The sequence below is a fragment of the Nocardioides baekrokdamisoli genome (genome assembly GCF_003945325.1).
GTDB lineage: Bacteria > Actinomycetota > Actinomycetes > Propionibacteriales > Nocardioidaceae > Nocardioides > Nocardioides baekrokdamisoli.
In genome coordinates this window covers 41,201-59,067 of the sequence record NZ_AP019307.1, presented here as the reverse complement: position 1 = coordinate 59,067, position 17,867 = coordinate 41,201, and the positions used below count along the sequence as shown (strand labels likewise).

The window sequence follows — 17,867 nt, the reverse complement described above, 5'->3', positions numbered from 1 at the left end:
CGGCATCGGCGCTGCCGACAAGGCCCGAGGAACGTGACTGGCAGCAGAGGGTCACCCAGTCACGACCGGTAGGCGTACTTGCGTCCTTCGATCAGCTCAGCCTGCTTCATCCGAGCCCTCCGAAGGGCCGGTCGTCGAGGATGCCGAACAAATGCGCGCGCAACCTTGGCGCCTTCTCTGTCGCCCAAAGACGGACTTGGCGAGGATCGTCGGTTGGTTGGAAGTGCGGGTCGGCGCTACCACGCCAGTCCCACATCGCCCAGGTCCTCCAGCCAGCAACGAAGGCGCCCGGGACGCGGTTACCCGCCGCTCGCTCACGTCCGTCCCATCGCGCGAACTGAAGTGGTACGAGGCCCAGTTCGTGGCAGAAGTACCCAATGTTCCCCAGGACGGTCCGCATGCTGAGGGTGGCCACCTCCTGCCGACCCTCGAGGTCGTATTCACGAGCGTCCTCAACGATGTCGGCGAGTTCGTCGCACCAGTAGACGATGAGCTCGAGATGGTCGACGAGTCGCCAACCGAACTGCCGCTCGAGCTCGGCCCGAGGGCCATCGGTCCACTCGACGGGGTGCGACGGCGGAAGGTTGTGGAATTCAGGCGTGTAGAGCGTAGCGAGGCTGACCATGTCGCGTCGCACCCGATGGCCGTTGCGATTGTTGTGTTGGATGTTGGAGTCCTGGACCCCGATACGGCATCCAGGAGTCGCTGGAGTTCGTATTCGACCTCGTATCTGCCACCACCCCACGGCTCGTTCGTCTCGAAGGTCGCGAAGAAGTCGATGTCACTGTCGTCGGTGTCGGCGCGCCGAGCCACCGATCCTTAGACGTGTGGATCACTGCCGCCGTACTTGGTGAAGACCGCCAGAACCTCCTCGTAGGAGTGCTGCAGCAGTCTGGTAGACGGCCTCACCCTGCATCTCCCAGGGCATAGAAGCCGCCGATCGAGTCGAGCAGCTCAATCGCTTCCAACAGATCGTGCGAAACGTCCGCAGCACGGCTCCGATCGAGGGGGCCGCGATCCCGATGGAGGCCTTCAATCTGGATGCCGCGCTCGGTCATGGCCCACCGGTCGAGCTCGCATTGCTCCCAGTACTCGCTGACGACGACTCCGCTGGGCCACGAGCGGATGTGCAGGTAGGGCTCCTTTGAGTCCAGCCCCGGAGCGTGCGCGTTGCACCATCCCGGGCACTCGGACGTCGACACGTTCGTGATCTCTTGATTCGTCATTTCGATAACCCTTCATGGCCTTCAAGTTGACCGGCAAACGATGCCCAGAACTGACTACTGCCACCGCGTCAACCCTTCCAAATTCACTCGCCGCAGGTCTCCCCCACTCGCAGTTGACGAACCGAGCGCTCATCCCCCGTTCGAAATATCTGAGCGAGGCTCGGACCATGACGACCAGATGCTACTCATAGTCCGTCGACTCATAGTCAGCGTCGCGGAAGCGTTTGGGCGTGCCCGACGAACTCGCTCTCCAGCGTCGCCGAGCCTTCGGAGCCAAGGTTCGATCACTCCGTCTCGAGCATGGGCTCTCGCAAGAAGCACTCGGTCACACAGCTGGCCTCGACAGGACCTACGTCGGCGGCGTCGAGCGAGGCGAACGAAACATCAGCCTCGACAACATCTGGCGGGTTGCAGTCGCGCTTGACGTTCAACCGCAGGATCTGTTCTGAGTCGCAGGGCGCAGGATCGCTTGCGACAGTCCACCGAAGCGCTCGAAATGGTCCTCGAGGTCAAGGCTGAGCGGGAAACTTGAGTTTCAACTTGACTGGGTGTCAGGGGGCCGCAGGTTCAAATGGGGCCGCCGCCAGGGCGCACACTGAACCTACCCACGGCCCACTCACTCCCCCGCCCGGGCCGCTTTCCAATTGTCGAGTTCTTCGACGGCGTAGCGACAGAACGTCCACCTGTCAGCCCGGAAGTAGGTCGGCCCCCGTCCGGCCCGACGCAGGCGCATGAGCACCCACGGACGAAGGCCGAGATAGGCGGCGGCGTCCCACTCGTTGAGAACCGCAGGCACGCGCCGGCAATTCTGACGGTTGTCAAGCTCTGCGGCCCATGCCCGCTTCTCAGCCCTTTCCTCGCGGCGGGCCCCCCGGGAAAGAAGCACACCGACATCGCGGAGATGTTGCCGGATTTCAGGCTTGAAGACGCTCGCCGTAAGGGAGCACGCAAGGGAGACGCGGAAGGCAAGCTTCTGAAGGAGGCCCTCAACAGCCATCGCTACGACGCCACACCAACGATCGAACATGCGGCAAGCGCCACCGGTGAGGGCGGTCAGGGACAGGGACTTGAATGGCAGATTTTCGCTCATGCCAAACCAGAGTCCGGGCATTTGTAGTTTCCGCGACCGAGCAGGAAATTTTTCCACCAGTGGAAGTCGGCGTCGCCTGGTCTGACTGAAGCAAACCCTGATCAGATGTCATCTAACTGCTACAACGGGGGCGGAGAGCACTCCCCTGCGGCGAGGCGCCGGCCCAGTCCGCCCCCGCAACCGGTAGATGCCACGGAAAGAATTCGATAGAACATGCGCATCGGCATCCCGCAAACTTGATGCCCGACATCGAGTGACCGCGATCGCGGACCGCTCACATAGCACGCAACCGCCACCGTGCTGACGAGAGGATTCAGGGTGGGTAAGGCCAGTAAGCGCAAGTTCGATCGTCGCCAAGGTACACGCGGACTGACCGACAAGGAGAAGCTCCGGCACACCAAAAAGATCGACGCGCGCGGCCAACGGGTGCCCCAGACCATCGTTGGCTACGAGAGGGTCGCCAAGCTAGGTAAGAAGCGTCTCGAGGAGGCTCTGATTGCGCGTCACACCGCGCGCATGGGCCGGATCAGACGTCCGTCGCCTATCGAACAGGAATTCCTCCTTGGCGCCCTAGTCCCGATTGTGCACCTAACCCCGACCTTGCTCAGCGCCGGCGCATCTTCCACCCGGCCCCCTTGCAGTTACTACGGAGAGTGGCCCGATCACCTTCTGTGGGGCGTAGACAGCGCCGTCGCGACGACCCGCCTCTTGATGTGCGGCCAGATCGTTGGTGCAGCCACGGTCGCGCGCAATCAACTTGAACGGTGGCTGATGCACCGTGCGCACAACGCGTCCATGTCCCAGAACGAAGGCGAGTCCACCCTCGACTTCATTGCGCGCGTCTGGAGTAGCACCGAAACCTTTCACGAGGACTGGTCAACACCGGTTGACGTCGAACCCTTGTCAGAGGGTGGCACCTCCGGAGAAGAGCCAAAGTTCGATCACGAGCACGTCCAAACGACTGATGGTCGAGAAATCTGTCCGCCCCTCACGTACAAGATTCTCAGCGAACTTATGCATGCACGCTGGGATCCAAATGCCCTCGGTTGGGATGCTCTCGGGATGCTGGAAGGTCATGCGTGGCCGGACTCGTTGCATGTGGCAGTCGAGGCGGTCACAGATGCGATCACGCTCTGTCTTCGTCAAGTTCGAACTGGTGCTGCGGCGATGGCGCTGGCCCGCGGAGATCTGAACGACGTAGCACTCCTAAAGGGCAGCTTGGACTGGTATTCCAGCGCAGACTTCGACACAACCAAGCACCGCCTTCGCGTCACAAAGGCGATGCTGCGAGACCTCGGCTATCAGACTGACGACGCCAACGCTCAGAAGGAACGTGACGAACAAGCCTTCGAGACCGTTGACGACCGCAACCCTCCTGCCCTGCTCGAGAAGCGGACGGTTTCTGAAGAATCCACGAGGAAACTGGCGTACCCACCACTATCTGTGCTCGCCCCGTTGGTTCCGATGGAGGGGCTTTCTGCCGAGGCGATCGCAAGCGCCGACACGTTGGCGGACCTCTACGAAGCCACGGTTCGAGGCCGCAAACCAGCCGGCCGAATGTGGCGGGACAACGAATACCTGACCATTGCTTTCGGGTGGCACCGCTCACGCAGCATCTCCACCGCGCTTGACGCTATGGAGTACGAGCGAAGCGTCATCGGCGAAGGTTTCAGCGAACTCAATTTCGGCGGCCGCATCGCTCAATGGATCCTCCTCGGAGAAGCGACCTCTCTTGTCGGAGCGTGGCACGAGAATGTGCCATCCAGCGCAGCCGCGAGCCTCCTGGGTTCTGGTGTGCGCTCCGCCTATTGGCTGTGGCTGGAGGACGACGATCGCGCAATGAGCGTTCTGCGATGCCTCCTTGAACAGACCGCCAGGCTGCGAGTCTGGCGCCTAAAGCCCGAGAAGGCCGCCCGATTGGAAGAACGAGAGCAGACGACCCCGCGCGACTGGCTTGAAGACGCCGGGTGGAGGCGCCTGCGCCCGCTGAACACAGCGCTTGGGGAGTACGCCCACACGAAGGCATCCTCTCGTTGGAGCAGCGCACGACAGTTGCTCTCCTCGCTGCAGGTGGATGCAGACCCAGAAACGGCAATCTCCACTGCCCGCGGCGCCGCGATCGACTTCGTCTGCGAATTGATCGCCGCTGAGATCGCCGAGCAGATGGAGTCCATCTCCCCCACAATCGCTGAAGTCCTCAAGGATGTCCTGAGCGACGTCGGCCTGGACTCCGTTACTTCCGCGAAGCCCGTGGAGCAAAGGCTGAACCACATCTGGAGCCAGCGCGCGACTCGCCTGGGCGACGGCGATTTCACCAGGGTCGCCCGACCTGAAACCGCCAAGGCTCAAACCCCACAAGAAGAACTCAGGCGCCGCCTGGAACAACACCGCGGTCGTCCCCGTGGCGAAACTTGGCATCCGCGCCGGAGGCGGAATCCGTTCTTGTAAGCCCCTCCGCAGCCCCTAGAGGTCTGCGGTGGCTCCACCTGCTGGTCGGTCTCCGCGGTTCTGACTGAAGCAAACCCTGATCAGATGTCATCCGCCTGCTACTACGGCGGCGCGGTCAGCACTCTCTTCCGCCGTGGCGTTGGCCCAGTCCGTCCCGTTGCTCCAGCGGTCTGAGCCGGCGGCCGCGCAACGCCTCGGGTCGGTATCCGGACCGTCGTGCGTTCGCCCCGGTCCACTCTGGCCTCCATCCAGTCGAGAAGATCCTTGCGGCGGTACCGGACACTCTTCCCCATCTTTACGTACGGTGGGCCGTAACCAGGCCGACGGGACCGCCAGGCCATTAGCGTCTCGCGCGAGAGTCCGAGCAACTCCGCAGCCTCATGCTCACCGACAGGCCTGAGGAGCAGTTCATCACCATCCGAAGTCGCCGATATGTGCTCGTCCCTGGTCCCCATAGACGAATGTCCCGTACGTGTGCCCGCCGACGCCGTCGTCTCACACGGGCGCGGACGCGTCCACAACAAGATGACGTCGGGGCTCGCATTGCATGACGCGCAGCGGACGGTCCGCTCTCCTGCGCAGTTGGCTTGGTTCGAATTCACAGACGGATTTCTAGAGCGCAATCGGCGTGCCTAATTGCACGCGTCCATCCGCCCACGGGAATGCGACCGCGCGAATGCGGGGCACCGCACCGTCCTACTCTGCGAGCTCCCAGCCCTCTTCGACGATTTCGAACAGTTCGTCGAATTCCTTGTCGGTCACCGTCATGAGCGAGGCGATGAACCGGCCAGAGATACTCCCGGTCTCCCCACTGTCGGCCCGCCTCAGGGTCTCCGCGTGGACGTCCATTCGCCTTGCCAACCGATGCCGGCTGATCCCCATGTCTTTACAGACGGTGCTGATTACTCCGGGGCGGAGTCGCAGAGCTAGTGGGGTCGGGTCTTCCATGCGACCAACATGCCGCCACCGTCGCGCTTCCGTCATGCCCTAGACCATGCGCAAACGCGACCGCGACCGTGTCCACGTCGCCACACGCACGCGGCGGCAGGAGTGCGGCCACCGAAATGTGACGACTTGAACACGGACGGATCCGCATCGAACCGGAACGTTGACTATGAGTAGCAATATTTCGATTGGAGACTTCGATGACCTCGCCCGAGCCCCGGGTCGTGGCCCAGTGCTGCTGCTTCACGACCGCCGCACGGCCACTCCCCTCCCACGGCACACTCGACGACTTCGTCAAGGAACTGGAGTCCGCGGTTGCCGTCATCGAGCGGGCCGACGACGATCCGTCCAGGCTGCGATGCAACGCAGTCATCTTCGGGAACTGCATGTGGGATCCGACCTGGGCCGTAACACCGCCTGAAGCAGCACCTTGTCTTCGACCCGCGGAGTGGCTGACCACGATCACGGGTCGCGCCAGGCATTGCAGCCACTGCGAGAACGTTCGGTCACCGGGATGTTGGGACTGCGAGCCGCTCATCGTCGCCTTCTGCAACCGGTGCTTCACCGCAATAAGCGAATTCGGTCCCGACGTCACGGGTTGGCCGATCTAAGGGTGCCCAACGGGCCGGAACCTTGTCAGTGACGATCATTACGATCGATGCAATGGCGATCTGTCCACCCAACTGCTCCACGCTGACGCCGAGGCAGACTGTCGGGAGGCAGGCGAGTCAAGCGCGTCAGACCGCTACCCAACGCTGTTCAAGTTCCCGGAACATCTGCCGCGCTCACCGGCAGCGAGTGAACGGACGTACAGGCAGGGCCCCTGAGAGAGGCGATGAAGCGGCGGTGCTTCTCGTCTCCCGGCTGCCAGCTCGCGGAGAGTGCGGTCGCCGTGCCTGAGTTACGCCTCAGTGGCGACTAAGCACATGCCCCTGCCGGAGGCACCTCATTCTGGACCAGAGACAGGTCATCCGCCTCGGGGCGACGCCCGGAGCCAGCGGCTCAAGTCTTGAGGATCATGCTCGAGCAGCCAGCCGCAACAATTGGACTGGACCTCTAACTGAGGAGGCCAAGCGCATGCGCCTTGCGAACGACCTCGAGGCGGGTATGGGCGTCCAGTTTGTTGTAGATGGTGGCCAGGTGGCGCTTGATTGTTGCCTCAGCCAGATGCAGTTCGCGTCCGATGCTGCGGTTGGTTCCGCCACGCGCCAAACACTGCAGGACATCGTGTTCGCGTGCCGTGAGAATGCTCGGCCCCTCCGTAAGTCCGGACGACAGTGCGGTGGCCGTCGCCCGCGAAACGCTGACCATGACGGAGTTCTCATCGCGGGCGGCCGCCGCTATCGCTGCGTACAGTTCCTCGCGACCGGCGCTCTTCACCAGGTAGCTGCTGACGCCTGCGTGGATGAGTTTCCGCACAAGGTCCGCGTCATCGTGCATCGTCAACACGACGACCTTGGTTCCCGGGCTCGCGGTTCTTACGGCTACAGCTGTGGTAACGCTCTCAAATCCTGTTGAAACCGTGTCGGGCATATCCAGGTCGAGCAACAGGACGTCAGGCTGTAGGTCTTGGACCAGAGCCAACGTCTCCACCCCAGTCGACGCCTGACCTACCACCTCGAGGTCGTCAAAGGTATGCAAGAGTTCGATGACGCCCGCCCTGAACATCTTGTGGTCATCAGCAACGACTACCTGAATGGTCACTTCTAGTCTCCGATCGGTAGCGGCACTGACAGCACCACACGGGTCTGGCTCGGTTCGCTCTCGATGTTGATGGTCCCGCCGATCAACGCAGCGCGTTCATGCATCGACGCCAGACCGGTCCCGCTCTGCGTCGGCACAGTTGTGTCGAAACCAACCCCGTCATCCGTGACCACACCAGTAAAGGTCGGTCCGACGACCAGCAGATCGATCGTCACCTCGCTGGGCGCACCGTGTTTGACCGCGTTCCGAACAGCCTCGCGAACAATGAGGAAGATCTCCCGGGCGTAGTGAGCCGGCACCCTGCTGAGGTCGACGTCATGGTTCAGCCCCACCCGAATACCGGCCCCAAGCGTTGAAAGGTAGCCATTCAGAGTCAGCGCCAGCTCTTCCGGTGCCACGGACAATCTCGTCTCGGCCGAAAGATTGCGGACGAGGGTAATCGCCTCAAGCATGGCTTCGCGACCAGCCTGGATCTTCTCCCCGACCTTCGTTGGATCGGATTCGAGGTAGTGCGCGATCAGGTCCAGGTTTTGGAGCCCAACAGCGACCGTAGGTCCTACAGCGTCGTGAAGTTCACGCGAGAGCCGTCGAGCTTCGTCAGCGTGTGCCGTCGCGGCTTTCTCGAGGAGGTACTCGACGTAGGCCTTCGCAGCAACGGCCATTCGTCTGAGAATCACTTCACTGAGACGTGTCGCTGCCATCTCGGTCGGGTTGGAATGACCTTCGGCGGCGAAATGCTTTGATAAGTCTGGGAGCGCAGCCACAAAGATGACGTGTGCAGCTGCCAACGATTCCGAGGGGTGAATCCCATTTGCCGCTCGGTCGCGACCGATAGTCGTGGAGATGGGCCGATCGCTGTCGTGGACGACGCCAGCCGCTTCGTCTAGAACGCTCAGAAACTGTTCCCTCAACTGGTCCAGCACTGCGTCACCGGCCATTGTCAACGGACTGCCCCGCTTTGAAAGTTGATCGAGATAGTCCTCGGCCATCCTGCCGCGAGCGCTGCTCCACGGGTCCCCTGAGACTGACACCGCCGCCACCGCTCCTCCCGACGCGCCCCCGAACGCACATGTTCATCACGCGGCGGATCCCAACACGATCATCGAGCCATTCGCCGCGTACTGCGTGGCCATGTATACCCGGTAGGCCGAGCGCTTCGGTCGCCGGCCGGTGGAACGAGCGGCTCGGGAGCCAGCAGACGGGAGCACCCAAGATCCCAGGACGACCAGCAGCGCCGGCACGATCTCGAAGTGAGCAAGCCAGGAGGTGAGCAGCAGCGCCCCCGATGCGCCGGCGCTCAAGAGAGAGACCAGATGGGACGCTCCCTTCACACCAAGCATGGTTGCGACCGTATGACGGCCCGCGAGCCGATCGCCCTCAACGTCAGAGAAGTCCTTGGTCGCACACGCTACGGCGATCCAGAACGAAAGGACCCCCGCAAACTCCACGTGCGCCGCTGACGGCGCGCCATTAAGGGACCACCCGGCCACGTATGTAAGGCCCGCGCCGCCGCCGATCGTCAGTGCTGCGGCGAACGCGTTTTCTTTCAACCTCGGTCCAATCGAGTAACAGACGCCGAGAACTGCGAGTACACAAGCAAGCTCGCCGCACATCAGACCAGCACCAAAGCACGCAGCGACGCCGAGAAGCCCCAAGAGGATCAATCCAGCCACGGCACCCCGCACGCTAAGCAAGCCTGAAGCAAGTGGGCGGGTTGAACCGTTGGCCCTGTCCCCCGCGACGTCGGAGACGCCGTTGAGCACATAGAACGCCGCAGTGACCAGCACCCAGCCAACACCTCCCTCGGCGGCTCGAAGCCTGGGTTGATGGAGTGCCGCCGCCGCCGCTGCGAACCGCAGCAGGAACACCAACTGCACTGCTGGCCGCGCCTCTCTCCAATACGCCGACATATACCGACGTGCCGAACGGGCTAGATGACCCGTAACCCCAATCCCCACGAGGCGACGATCGGCGCGAGGCCGGATCCGTCTCTTCAGCCAAATGGCATCGACACCGACTGCCCTTAGATGCAGATCCGTCTACATCTTCTGGCCAATGCGCAAATCTTCCAGGGCGTTCGCTACACGGTCCTCAGCGCCGCGGCGAACAATCCACTTGCGGGCCACAGCTGCCCCGTGCCCGCGGTCGCGTCAGCTGCTTCCGAGGAGGTGTATCGGCTCATCTCTCCGTGAAGTTGAGCCACTGATGAGCCCAACAGCGCACGCCACTTGCACCCTTCGCTCGGCATCTTTGAAGGCGGCGCAACCAACGAAAGGTCTGGCGGCGCCGATTTGAATCGGGGAGATCGTCGACGGTGACCACCATGCAGCGGCGTGTGGGGCCGACCGACGTACCCAATCCGCGGCGGCTGGCGGGCTGGATACGACCGCAACGCACTCTCGACGTGACTGCTGTCGACATCGCACTATCTGCAGTCCTCGCGGCGCTCGTTCTTGCGGTCCATGACGTTGCCTACATGTTGCGCACTCCTTATTGGAATGACGAGGCCTGGGTTGCAATCTCGATCAAGGCGCCGCTTCATAACGTTCAGGGCGTAATCGCCTCGACTCCTATCGGCTGGGACCTTCTCCTGCGCCTGGCTCCGTCGTCCGTGCCGCACTCAGCTCGAATGATCCCGCTGGCCTTCTCTGCCCTCGTCGTCCTGGTGGCGTATTGGTACGCCCGATCGCTGCCATGGCGCAGCGTCACTACAGCGCGCATCGCCGCAGTTTCCGCCGGCGTGCTGGCGTTGGTCTCGCCGGCAGCGCTGGTGCGGAATGACCTCAAGCAATACACGTGTGATGCATTCTGCGTACTGCTCATCCTGGCCTTGACCGCCCGAACGGAGAGGCGTCCGGGGTGGCGGAGCTTGAGCATTCTCGCCGCAGCGGGCGTCGCGCTGTTCATGTTCGCGAATCCCGCGGCGCTCGCGCTGGTTGCAGGGCTGGCATCTCTCGGCGCGGCAGCACTTATCCAGCGAGATTGGCAGCGCCTCCGGCAGATCTTTGCCGTTGGCGTCACATCCGCCCTGCTGGTTGCCTTCGTCTACTTCGAGTTCTACGCGAATGGCAACATCCCTGGGCTTCGGCACTACTGGACCAACTGGTTCCTGCCGGTGTCCCAGGGCCCCGTCGCGACGTGGCATTGGTTCTGGGGGCTCGCGCCAGCGTGGTTCGCTTCCGTAGGCGTCGGTCCGGCTGTCATCGCGGTCCCCCTGTTGATTGCCTCTGCGATCGCCTTGGCGAGACTTGGGCAGCCAGCGACGGGCGCCTTTCTCCCGATGCTGCTCCTCGAAATCGGTTGCCTGTCCGCGATGAAGCAGTACCCGATGTTTGATGAGCGCACCATGACCTTCGCCGCGGTTGCTTACGCCGTGACTGTTGCGATTGGGACTGCGTACTGGGTCTCACGCATCCGCGCCAGCAGCGGCGGGGTCTGGCTGCCGGTCCTCCTAGTCGGGTGCGTTGCGATCTGGCATTTACGCGACGGTCGCCAACACTCGGTCCCTCAGCAACCAACCGCGGCCGACGTTGCCTCCATCAAAGCCGGATACCAGCCCGGGGACGCCATCCTGGCCAACGTGGATTCGACCTGGGCCATTGGCTACTACTGGGGTGGACCGGTTCGCATCGTTCGCTCGATCCACACCCAGCAGAAGTTCAGGGCCTACCTGGTCAACGGGCCGACCACTATGGACCTGTGCCCCGAAACAGTCGACGGAACCGCTGGCCTCCCTGGCTACCCGCTCTGCGGTACAAGCGCATCCATTGCCGCCGCACTTGACCGAGCGGCGCTGGCAGCCGGCCCGCACCATCGCGTTTGGTTCTACAACCTCGAAGGTCGCTACCCCGACACGCAGGCAACCGAAGCGTGGGCTAAGGCCCACCACTACGCCCTCGTCCGACCGGACAACACCCGCGGAACCATGCTCGCCCTCCTCTACCCCAAGCCCCGGACGACTCGCAACTGAGCCCATCAAGGCCAGATGAACCGTCCACGTCCGGGGCCAATGGCATCGCTCAGCGCGACCTCATCGACCCCCTCCGGCATTATCTGCATCCTTCGAGCGCAGAAGGGTGCGGCAACCTCGGAGGTTTCCCTCGTGCGTTGAGGCAACGCCTCTGCTCCGTAGTCCAGCCCAGATCTGCTGGGCTACGGGTTGTCCCCGTCGCGGGATCGTGCAGCCGCCGGACCCGGTATGGATGTGACCCAGTCTCCTGATCGCACGGCGCGTGCCACCGGCCCCGTACGTGTACCCGCACACCAAACCAATATGTCCGACACAATCCCTCCGGTTGTGGCTCCGCATGTGCCACGTGGACGAAAAGCGCGTCCACAGTCGAGTCCGGTAGAACCGGTGTCCGGCCCACCGCCAGCCGCCCCAACAGCGGGCGACGCAGACGAACGCCTGTGGACTGCCGAGGAGACGGCGAACTACCTAGGCATCACGGTCAACACTCTGTATTGGCTCCGGCACCGCAATGCTGGCCCGCCAGCGTTCAAGGTCGGGAAGAACCTCCGCTTCTTCCCGACCAGTGTCCGCGCCTGGGTGCTCGCGCGCCCCGCCTGAAGATAACGTTGCCCGACTATGGCGAGCGTTGTACGCATCAAGTACGGCCCCTTCGTCGTCGCATGGGGCCTTCCGAGCGACGCCTTTGGAAGCCGCAATGTGCAGAAGTTCGACACGAAGGGAGACGCGAACCTCTACGTAACTTCCGTCCGCGCCGAACACCCCGATGCAATCTTCAAGCGACACCAAGAGCAGGGCATTGGGAAGCTCTGCTACGAAGTTCGGTTTCGCGACGACCGTAACCGCCAGCGCACACTGCGCTTCGACCGCAAAGTAGACGCCGAACAGAAGGCGGCCGACATCGAGTCAGACAAGTCTCGAGGGCGCTACGTAGACCACCAATCCGGGAAGGTCACGTTCCAGACATATGCGGAGACCTACTTGAAGGTCCGCCGTCTTGCTGCGACGTCACGTCTCCAAATGGAATCCCGGTTCAAGAACCATGTCTACCCCGTCCTCGGTCACCTTCCGCTGGCAGCAATTACCCCAGAAGTGATCGCCGGCTGGCTTCACGGGCTCTCGGGCGCCAATTCCACCCGGAGATTGGTCCTGACGAACGTCTCCGCGGTCCTCAACTTTGCTGTCGACAACAAGCGGATCGCATCGAACCCTTGTTCGGCACCCTCGCTGAAGAGCGAGAGGCCCAAGGTCGAGCACAGGAAGGTCGTGCCCTGGACCGGCGAACAAGTGGACGCCATCGAATCGAAGCTGGTGCCGAGGTACAGGCCCTTCGCAGCCATCGGCGGTGGACTCGGCGTGCGTCAGGGAGAAATGTTCGGCTTGGCGACAACCGACATCAACTGGTTCAAGGGCACCGTTCACATACAACGCCAAGTTCTGATGGTGGGTTCCAAGTTGCACTTCGCTCCCCCGAAGTTCGGCAAGACGCGCGAGGTCCCAGTTCCCAACTACCTGCGAGATGAGTTGGCTGCGTACCTGGCCGAGTTCCCGCCGGTCGATGTGACATTGCCGTGGTCGGATCCCAGAGGAGACAGCGGGATCAAAGACGGAACGCTAGTCACCGTCAAGCTGATCCTTACCTCGCGCGAGCACAAGGCACTGAACAAGAACTACATCAACGACTACATCTGGAAGCCCGCAGTCACGGCCGCCGGCATCGAGGCCAGGCGAGACCACGGGATGCACGCGCTTCGTCATCATTACGCGTCGACACTGCTCGCAGGAGGAGTCTCGATCCGCGAAGTGTCCGAGCGTCTAGGGCATTCGGACCCTGGGTTCACGCTTCGCGTCTATACCCATCTGATGCCTGGCGCGGACGACTCCACCAAGAGTGCACTAGATCGCGCTTACGAAGCTCGCCGCATACGCAACCACGGTTTGCGCGGGGATGCGGCACCTTAGGCATGTGGACCAGCCCACGCTGCGGAGAAAGCAGCAGCGCCGACGACCGTGGTGCACCCAAGGACGTCTTTACAGTTGGCGACGCTAACGCGATGTGATGTCGAACGTCAGGCGACTCGAACGCGGTGTACGGAGGCTGCACCCTTTGGCTCATATTCGAGCATTCCTCGTTTCGTTACCAATCCCTCCTTCGATGTATCGCTACCCTCAGCCACCAGCTAGCAGAAGTTGCCGTCGAACAGGCCGCCGGACACCGGGTCTAGCGTGCGAGGAGGTACTCGTGACAGGACAGACCGAGGACAATCAACTCAAAGTAGCGAGATCGATAGAGACCGCCTCGCTCCTCACTACCCTCGGCGTGCTGCTGTTCCAGAGCGAGCATGTGGCGTCGATCCATGAGGAAATCACCTACGGATGGGACGAACTGGACCGGACTGCGACCATGAGGGTGCACCCCGATCCCGGCCTCTTTGACCCGGCCGCGGAGCCGAGAAGTCAGGCGCTGCGTATCCCGTTCGCTTCGCGATCCAAGGGCTCGCTGCTCACACTCGGTGATGTCGCCAGCGATGCTGGCCCCGTCACGCTCATGACCCACCAACAGCACATCGAGACGGCGCTCCAGCTCATCCGGCTTCAGGCGGCTCTAACATACGGATCCCAGTCTGAATTCGTGGCCGACATGAAGCGGTCAGAGCCAGACTTCCTCCTGTTGGTCAGCGGCAATACGACTCGCGCGCATCAAGCCTTAGCCCGCCTATTCGATGACGGCGCCGATGTGTGGGCCCCTGCCGCAAGCTATACAAGTCCGGCTGACCCGACCATGGTCCAGTCGTTCGCGTCTCTTTGCCGCCATCTCGCAGACGCCTACCTGATCATCGCCGAAATCTGGCCAAAGGGTCCGAACGAGTGCACATTGACGTGGACGACTCGTGAACCGTCGAGACCGATTGAGTCCGATGATCCCTCGGAACGGCGACGCACCGGATTCCTGTTACGCCTCCTCAATGACGACCCTGTGACCTGCACCGTCGAGGTGCCGTTGTCGAAGTGGACGAAGAACTACCACGTCAAGGTAGAGGCACCGCCAGGAACCTACGCTCGCGCAGTCAGCGTCGCAGTCAAGGAGCCGCCATCAAAGGGAACGAAATCGAGGCGGCTCCCGCGAATCACGCCACACTCCACGCCACCTATCGCAGGTGCGGCTTGGCTTCACGCACCAGCGCCGACCCCCTTCTCTCACACATACATCGAGAACGGGGTCGCGATCGAGGGTGAGCCGTCCCTCTACATCGAGTGGGCAGAGTTTCCGCTGGGAGCGATGCTCGGCCCGTTTCTAGCAGCAGCGATGGGACTGATCCTGGCGGTCGGTCTGGCAGTTGGTAGAAGTCTTGGGTTCTTCACAGGAACAGGCGGGACCCTCATTGTGTTGGCGATCGGAGGATCGCTTGCCCCCGTCCTTACGTTCGCACATCCAAGCAACCGAGGTCAGGCCACGATTCAGGCACGGGCTGCCACTCTCGCTCTAACACTCTTGGCGTTCGCATACAGCAGCTGGTGGGCACTGCCCAAAAAGGGCTACGAAGTACAAGCGTTCGGCTCAAGCGTTCCATATACAGTCATTGGTCTAATCATCATTGGCTTCTACGGCATCGTGGCGCTCTGGTGCTGGTGGAAACTGCGTTCGACGCTCACAAACCACAAAAGGGTCTTGACAACCGGCGTAGTCTCGATTACGTCAGGAAGAAGGGGTCGATGACACTCGCAGACATCGTGCCGCGCCACAAGAAGGCTACTGATTCGGACGAAGACAGTGCTGCCCCGAGTGATGACACCTTCGAACTCCCCCGACTCTCAATCTTGATCGAGTCCCACATATTCGAGACCGACGGAACCTCTGCAGACCGGACCGCTGGCTACCGGCGCGCAAGGAACAAGGTTACGGACGACGAGTTGGTCACGATTGCCGTCAATGTGGGCGCTCTCAGCGCGGACACAGACGCTGCCGAAGAGATCAAGCCTGCGCAAGGACCGAGCCAACCGGACGCGTAGCTAACCCGACGGCACCTCTCCTGAATCTGGGTCCGAGAAGCCCTGCCTCAAGAGCGTGGATCGAAGTCACCTTCGGCCGGTGTCGAGACGCCCTGACTTGGCTACTGGCCGTGCGACTCACCCTCATTGACACCTATGCCTCGCGCAGGATTCACGAAGCGACTCATCTGATCGAACCCGTGGAGTTGTTAGACATTTGTTAGAACTCGTCCGCCCAGTAGCACCAGGCCGTGCGTCTGACCTGCGGAGACGCTTGGAGTGACATCTGTACTACGACATCTGATCGTGGACTGACTCGCGGACACGTCCCTCGGTGCCTTAGGGGGCGCCGGGGGACGTTCTGCGTTGGGTCAGATGCGTGTCACTGACCGCCGAAGGCTCGCGCCTCAGCAGCCGCAGCGGCCGGTGAGAGGCGCCAGATCACTCTCATCGCGAGTGTGTGGACGAGATACCGGAACCCCGTGCGCCGCCCAATGGCGGCCGCTGCCTCAACGAAGGTGCGGACTGCAGCAAGCACGCCGCGGGTCGTCAGCACGTACGCGACCACGTCGGGGAAGACCCCCACGACGGCCCCGACCTTCGCGAGTCCACCGTCGGGAGTCTCGACGCCGACCGCCGTCAAGTAGTGCGCGTCGAAGTTCACTCCGGCACCGCTCAGCGACATCATCGTGCCCCACGGACGGGGATTCACGTCGATGAGCATCGGGCCGTCCTCACCGCGGATCACATCCAGGTCGACCGGGCCTACGACTCCGATGGCAGCGCACACCCTGCGCCCGTACGCCAGCAGCTCCGGATCGTCGACGATCTCGAGTCCAGTACGACGCGGGCTGTCCGCTGGTCGTACCTGCCGAACGGCAGCCTCCGCGAGCGGGATGAGGTCGGCGCCCACCACGGCGTCGTAGTTGAGCACCGACCCTGGCAGGAAGGGCTGGAAGAAGACGTGATCCCGAGCGACACCGAGATCTGCAACGGCCTGCGCGACCTGGTCGGCAGTCGCAGCCTCGATCACCCCCTGTGATCCGGAGCTGATCGCGGCCTTGACCATCAGCGGCAGGCCAAGCAAGGCGATGGCGTCGGCGTCGGTGTGCGTGGAAGCGGCGAGATGCGGCGCGACGGGAACCCCCGCCGATTCAAGAAGTCGAGCGACAGCGAGTTTGTCGCAGAGCAACCTGCGGTGCCGCAACCGGTCGGCGATGTGCGCCGGGAAGCGGTCGATCGCCTCATCCGGTATCCGGAGAACGACACTCTCGTACCACTGGACGTCGAGGGTCTCCTCGTCGGCGAACGGCCCAGCAGTCCCCCTGACGAACTCCTCGATCGTCACCGTCCGGTGATAGATGAGCCGGTCAGCCAGCCTCACCGAGACGGAGGCCTGGGTCGGGACGAGCCGAACGACGCGATAGCCGCGTCGTCGCAGCGCCGTGGCGAGCTGGTCGAAGGGTCCGTGCTCGCCGTTGGACGCGAACCAGAATGTGGGCACACCGCCGCAGCCCGCGGTCTGTGTGGCGCCGGCGGGAACGCCGGTCCAGGACGTCACAGCCTCTACACCGACGGCGACATCGCGTTGGTCGTTCGACATCGAGTCTCCGTCAGCGCAATCCGAGCGCTACTTGCGCCACCCGCGCTGGCGCGTCAGTACATCGCTGTCCCGCTCGACGGGACCGAGGCGCTTGTGTCGACGATCGACCAGCCGCTCGGGAACATCCAGGTTGTGGTCCTCTTCGGCGAGGGTCGCGTGTGTGTTCGGGGCCTCAATCGCGACGACCGCGGTGCTGACCTGCTCGGTATCGGCAACCTCAGTCTCGGCGACCTTGCTCTTGACGACCTCGGCCGTGGCGACGTCAGCGACGGCCAGCTGGGCCCTGTCGGCCTCCGGCTCCGGCGCGACGACGGCATCCGACTCAGCCGCCAGTTCGCCCTCGATCCGGTCCAACGAGTTGAAGGTCGACTCCATCGAACGCCGCAGCTCCGTTGCGACCCGCTCAAGTCCACTGATCCGGGCAGCGTTGGCGGCTGAAGCCGCTTCGAAGGCGCTCTCCAGGATCACCTCAGCATCGCGCTCGGCGGCCTCGCGGATCGCCTGCGCCTGCGTCTGCGCGTCACGTCGGATCTGTGCCGCCTCATCGGTGGCGATCGACACGAGCGAGTTCGCGACAGTCTGGGCCTGCGAGATCGTGACATCGGCCTGCGCGGCCGATTCCCGACGAGCGGCCGCGGCCTGAGCCAACTCGCTCTCGAGGTCGGCGCGAAGTGCGTACGTGGTGCGCAGCTCCCTGGCCAGCGATGCCACGGTGCCCTCGCTCAGAGGGTCAGACGTGACCACGCTCTTCGCCCGGGTCTCCGAGACGTACTCCTCGTAGCTCATCAACGCGATCCACCTTCCCCCGTGCCACACCATCGGCGAGTCGCCAAGGCTGCAGCACACCATTCGAGCACTACGCACAGCCGAGGGGAAGGCGAAGCGAGCGGA

Annotated in this window: 17 protein-coding genes; 7 read left to right on the top strand and 10 right to left on the bottom strand. The window is 62.9% G+C overall.

The genetic code is table 11. The features are described from left to right. Positions 1-106: 106 nt before the first annotated feature. Together KCTC_RS00270 and KCTC_RS00265 are read right to left on the bottom strand one after the other, a co-directional pair. Complete coding sequence (locus KCTC_RS00270; RefSeq protein WP_125565662.1) at positions 107-625, bottom strand: hypothetical protein; 519 nt, start codon at positions 623-625, stop codon at positions 107-109. 280 nt (positions 626-905) lie between these two features. Further along, on the bottom strand, positions 906-1,226 hold the full coding sequence (locus KCTC_RS00265) for a hypothetical protein (protein WP_125565660.1): 321 nt from the start codon (positions 1,224-1,226) through the stop codon (positions 906-908). Positions 1,227-1,456: 230 nt separating this feature from the next. On the opposite strand from KCTC_RS00265, the gene KCTC_RS00260 reads away from it, so the two are divergent. Beyond that, positions 1,457-1,675, top strand: a complete 219-nt coding sequence (locus KCTC_RS00260) for a helix-turn-helix domain-containing protein (protein ID WP_197715217.1) — start codon at positions 1,457-1,459, stop codon at positions 1,673-1,675. A 167-nt stretch (positions 1,676-1,842) separates the two neighbouring features. Here KCTC_RS00260 and KCTC_RS00255 read toward each other — a convergent pair whose 3' ends face one another. Further along, complete coding sequence (locus KCTC_RS00255) at positions 1,843-2,316, bottom strand: hypothetical protein (RefSeq protein WP_125565656.1); 474 nt, start codon at positions 2,314-2,316, stop codon at positions 1,843-1,845. Between the two features lie 318 nt (positions 2,317-2,634). Here KCTC_RS00255 and KCTC_RS00250 point away from each other — a divergent pair, with 318 nt between their 5' ends. Then, on the top strand, positions 2,635-4,764 hold the full coding sequence (locus KCTC_RS00250) for a hypothetical protein (protein ID WP_125565654.1): 2,130 nt from the start codon (positions 2,635-2,637) through the stop codon (positions 4,762-4,764). A gap of 101 nt (positions 4,765-4,865) precedes the next feature. Here the strand turns inward: KCTC_RS00250 and KCTC_RS15225 are convergent, their stop codons facing one another. From KCTC_RS15225 to KCTC_RS00230, 5 genes are all read right to left on the bottom strand, one after another. Beyond that, complete coding sequence (locus KCTC_RS15225) at positions 4,866-5,219, bottom strand: helix-turn-helix transcriptional regulator (RefSeq protein WP_125565652.1); 354 nt, start codon at positions 5,217-5,219, stop codon at positions 4,866-4,868. A gap of 241 nt (positions 5,220-5,460) precedes the next feature. Further along, complete coding sequence (locus KCTC_RS14585; RefSeq protein ID WP_164512414.1) at positions 5,461-5,613, bottom strand: hypothetical protein; 153 nt, start codon at positions 5,611-5,613, stop codon at positions 5,461-5,463. Positions 5,614-6,765: 1,152 nt separating this feature from the next. Then, positions 6,766-7,413: a response regulator transcription factor gene (locus KCTC_RS00240; RefSeq protein ID WP_125565650.1), complete on the bottom strand. Its 648-nt coding sequence runs from the start codon at positions 7,411-7,413 to the stop codon at positions 6,766-6,768. Positions 7,414-7,415: 2 nt separating this feature from the next. Beyond that, the gene (locus tag KCTC_RS00235) at positions 7,416-8,402 is read right to left on the bottom strand and encodes a sensor histidine kinase (protein WP_125565648.1); all 987 of its coding nucleotides are present in this window, start codon (positions 8,400-8,402) and stop codon (positions 7,416-7,418) included. 87 nt (positions 8,403-8,489) lie between these two features. Then, positions 8,490-9,290, bottom strand: a complete 801-nt coding sequence (locus KCTC_RS00230; RefSeq protein WP_164512413.1) for a UbiA prenyltransferase family protein — start codon at positions 9,288-9,290, stop codon at positions 8,490-8,492. Positions 9,291-9,727: 437 nt separating this feature from the next. Between KCTC_RS00230 and KCTC_RS00225 the strand changes: the two genes are divergently transcribed. The 5 genes from KCTC_RS00225 to KCTC_RS00205 all read left to right on the top strand — a co-directional run bounded on the left by KCTC_RS00225 (position 9,728) and on the right by KCTC_RS00205 (position 15,394). Continuing rightward, entirely contained in the window at positions 9,728-11,383 is a 1,656-nt protein-coding gene (locus KCTC_RS00225; protein WP_125565644.1) for a hypothetical protein, read from the top strand. 387 nt (positions 11,384-11,770) lie between these two features. Beyond that, on the top strand, positions 11,771-11,983 hold the full coding sequence (locus KCTC_RS00220; protein WP_197715216.1) for a helix-turn-helix transcriptional regulator: 213 nt from the start codon (positions 11,771-11,773) through the stop codon (positions 11,981-11,983). An 18-nt stretch (positions 11,984-12,001) separates the two neighbouring features. Continuing rightward, on the top strand, positions 12,002-13,345 hold the full coding sequence (locus KCTC_RS00215; protein WP_125565641.1) for a tyrosine-type recombinase/integrase: 1,344 nt from the start codon (positions 12,002-12,004) through the stop codon (positions 13,343-13,345). A 280-nt stretch (positions 13,346-13,625) separates the two neighbouring features. Continuing rightward, positions 13,626-15,101, top strand: a complete 1,476-nt coding sequence (locus KCTC_RS00210; protein WP_125565639.1) for a hypothetical protein — start codon at positions 13,626-13,628, stop codon at positions 15,099-15,101. Further along, positions 15,098-15,394 carry a hypothetical protein gene (locus KCTC_RS00205; RefSeq protein WP_125565637.1) on the top strand — a complete coding sequence of 99 codons (297 nt, stop codon included), beginning with the start codon at positions 15,098-15,100 and terminating at the stop codon, positions 15,392-15,394. Before KCTC_RS00210 ends, KCTC_RS00205 begins: the two co-directional genes overlap by 4 nt. Positions 15,395-15,755: 361 nt before the next feature. Here KCTC_RS00205 and KCTC_RS00200 read toward each other — a convergent pair whose 3' ends face one another. Continuing rightward, complete coding sequence (locus KCTC_RS00200; protein ID WP_125565635.1) at positions 15,756-16,976, bottom strand: ATP-grasp domain-containing protein; 1,221 nt, start codon at positions 16,974-16,976, stop codon at positions 15,756-15,758. 27 nt (positions 16,977-17,003) lie between these two features. Beyond that, positions 17,004-17,762 (bottom strand): hypothetical protein, encoded by a 759-nt coding sequence (locus KCTC_RS00195; RefSeq protein ID WP_125565632.1) that lies wholly within the window; start codon positions 17,760-17,762, stop codon positions 17,004-17,006. Positions 17,763-17,867 lie beyond the last annotated feature (105 nt).

Excerpts from the sequence above, each read along its gene's own strand:
- KCTC_RS00270 (WP_125565662.1), bottom strand. The coding sequence starts at position 625 with ATGGTCAGCCTCGCTACGCTCTACACGCCTGAATTCCACAACCTTCCG.
- KCTC_RS00265 (WP_125565660.1), bottom strand. The coding sequence starts at position 1,226 with ATGACGAATCAAGAGATCACGAACGTGTCGACGTCCGAGTGCCCGGGA.
- KCTC_RS00255 (WP_125565656.1), bottom strand. The coding sequence starts at position 2,316 with ATGAGCGAAAATCTGCCATTCAAGTCCCTGTCCCTGACCGCCCTCACC.
- KCTC_RS15225 (WP_125565652.1), bottom strand. The coding sequence starts at position 5,219 with ATGGGGACCAGGGACGAGCACATATCGGCGACTTCGGATGGTGATGAA.
- KCTC_RS14585 (WP_164512414.1), bottom strand. The coding sequence starts at position 5,613 with ATGGACGTCCACGCGGAGACCCTGAGGCGGGCCGACAGTGGGGAGACC.
- KCTC_RS00235 (WP_125565648.1), bottom strand. The coding sequence starts at position 8,402 with ATGGCCGAGGACTATCTCGATCAACTTTCAAAGCGGGGCAGTCCGTTG.
- KCTC_RS00215 (WP_125565641.1), top strand. The coding sequence starts at position 12,002 with ATGGCGAGCGTTGTACGCATCAAGTACGGCCCCTTCGTCGTCGCATGG.
- KCTC_RS00205 (WP_125565637.1), top strand. The coding sequence starts at position 15,098 with ATGACACTCGCAGACATCGTGCCGCGCCACAAGAAGGCTACTGATTCG.
- KCTC_RS00200 (WP_125565635.1), bottom strand. The coding sequence starts at position 16,976 with ATGTCGAACGACCAACGCGATGTCGCCGTCGGTGTAGAGGCTGTGACG.
- KCTC_RS00195 (WP_125565632.1), bottom strand. The coding sequence starts at position 17,762 with ATGAGCTACGAGGAGTACGTCTCGGAGACCCGGGCGAAGAGCGTGGTC.